The organism is Acinetobacter sp. CFCC 10889 (assembly GCF_003268395.1).
Lineage (GTDB): Bacteria > Pseudomonadota > Gammaproteobacteria > Pseudomonadales > Moraxellaceae > Acinetobacter.
In genome coordinates this window covers 1-2086 of record NZ_LQXQ01000142.1, presented here as the reverse complement: position 1 = coordinate 2086, position 2086 = coordinate 1, and the positions used below count along the sequence as shown (strand labels likewise).

Genomic DNA, 2086 nt, shown 5'->3' with positions numbered 1-2086 from the left:
AAACCTATTCTTGATTTGCATCATTAGATAATAATTTAAATACTTTGAACTGTGTTGATGCGTCAGCATTGTTTGAGGTATAGTGAGAAGTGAATTTAGTTTAGCGATTGAATTTTACTTTCTCGCTATTTTTTAATAGAAAATGTCAACATAGCCGAACTTTTATAAATATATTTTATTAAAAAAATGTTTTTAATTAAGGTTAATTTTATTAGTAGGTATTACCAAGGGTATGCTATCAGCCATCTTTTAAAGAAAAGAAGTGTAGCAACTTGCTACACTTCTTGATTTTTTTCCACCAACTCTTTCAATAGGGTTTCTAATTTTTCTAAACTAGTATCATCAAAATGAGAAATTTTTAGAGAAACCTTTAATAACCTATCATTAAATTTAATATTACCAGCAACTTTCCCAGCATATTCAATTTTTTTTACAAGCGATGTCGATGGCGAATCATTATTATCTTGAATTAGATATTTCGTAGCGTGTGCAACTGCCTTAGTTTGTTCAAGTTGGCCTTTCTTTACTTTTATCCAAGCAGTTAGCAAGGCTTTTTCAGCACGTTGTTTTATTTCGTCGTGATCTGCAAGAAATTTTTTAAAAGCTGTTGCAGCAGTTCGACCTAATAATTGAGGCTCTTTTACCAAATCATCTAAGATAGCTTTAGGCAATTTTTCAAAAGATAGATATTTATACATGTCTTCGCGATTTAAGCCTAAAGACTTCGCTAAACGCTGTTTATTTTTCTTTAAATTTTCATCCAAGCCTACTAGACCAATATAGATTTCAAAGTCTGTTAAATCCTGGCGTTTTAAATTTTCAGCTAGTGTAAGTAGTGAAGCTTCTTCATTATTTGCATCAATAATAATGGCTTCAATAGTCGATTTTTTTAAAATTTCATGCGCACGTAATCGACATTCACCCGCAATTAACTCAAATTTTAAATTTTCAAGTTTTCGAACCGTGATTGGTTGCAACAAACCAACTTCATCGATTGATTCAGCGAGTTCTTTTATTTCCTGCTCATCAAATTTTCTACGCGGTTGATAAGGACTCCGTGAAATGTCTTCAATGGGGACATTTCGTCTAAATTCCTTTAATTCCTTAATATTATCTTTTTGAGCTAATTGATGCTTTTGAGTATTTTGTTTCAGCTTTTGAGCTAAAAGTTCTTTTGCAGTTGCCATAAAATTCTCAATCAGTTAACTTTAGCTAAAACTTCTTTAGCTAAACTTTCAAAAGCCTTTCTAACCTTTCCACTTTTGTCTAGCTTAAGTAAAGACTGCTGCATAATTGCGGCTTGATTTACTTTTGTACTTTGTGGGATAGTCGTTTCCATAATATAGCCAACTTGCTTAAATGCTTCATCACGAATGAGTTTACAGACATTTTGTCTTTCATCGTGCTTAATAAGTAATGCACCTAATAATTGTAGTTCAGGATTGATTCGCTTTATTTTTTCTAAATGATTAAGTAAGTCTGTTACACCATATAGACCATACTGTGAGCCAGATTCAATCGGAACAATTACATGTGTTGAAGATGCTAAAGCATTACTAGTCAATAGTTTTAAACTTGGAGGGCAGTCAATTAAAATAAAATCATAAAGATCTTTTAATAGTTCTAATTTTGTAGTGAGTTCTTCTGATGGTCTTGGCGCATCTTCTTTTAGCTGGTCCTCAGTTTTTCCTAAATTGAGAGAACCATAAATTAGTGAAACATTATCAAAATTAGTATCTTCTTCTAAAGCATCAGTAAGTAATGATACATCACCCACTAATAACTCAGCGGTTGTTACTCCAACTTCACTTGGATGTTTTAAACCAATATGCAAGCTAGCATTTGCTTGAGGATCTAAATCAATCACAAGCACTTTTTTTCCTAAGTTTGCTAGCTCAGAGGCTAAATGAACAACTGTTGTTGTTTTACCACAACCACCCTTGTGATTCGCAACAGCAATAATTTTTGCAGACATACTTGTCAAATCATTCTATATTTACAATTACTATTAATATAAATAACTTTGGGCTAAGTTACTACACCTTTTAAATTTAAAGCAGATCATTTGTATAACGCTAAAGCAATT

General features: G+C 31.9%; 2 protein-coding genes. Both read right to left on the bottom strand.

Annotation, left to right across the window (positions count from 1 at the left end; all coding sequences use genetic code 11):
• Nucleotides 1-275: 275 nt before the first annotated feature.
• On the bottom strand, nucleotides 276-1187 hold the full coding sequence (locus AVJ19_RS21005) for a ParB/RepB/Spo0J family partition protein (RefSeq protein WP_111861419.1): 912 nt from the start codon (nucleotides 1185-1187) through the stop codon (nucleotides 276-278).
• An 11-nt stretch (nucleotides 1188-1198) separates the two neighbouring features.
• Nucleotides 1199-1975: a ParA family protein gene (locus AVJ19_RS21000; RefSeq protein ID WP_111861418.1), complete on the bottom strand. Its 777-nt coding sequence runs from the start codon at nucleotides 1973-1975 to the stop codon at nucleotides 1199-1201.
• Nucleotides 1976-2086: the final 111 nt, after the last annotated feature.

Excerpts from the sequence above, each read along its gene's own strand:
- AVJ19_RS21005 (WP_111861419.1), bottom strand. The coding sequence starts at position 1,187 with ATGGCAACTGCAAAAGAACTTTTAGCTCAAAAGCTGAAACAAAATACT.
- AVJ19_RS21000 (WP_111861418.1), bottom strand. The coding sequence starts at position 1,975 with ATGTCTGCAAAAATTATTGCTGTTGCGAATCACAAGGGTGGTTGTGGT.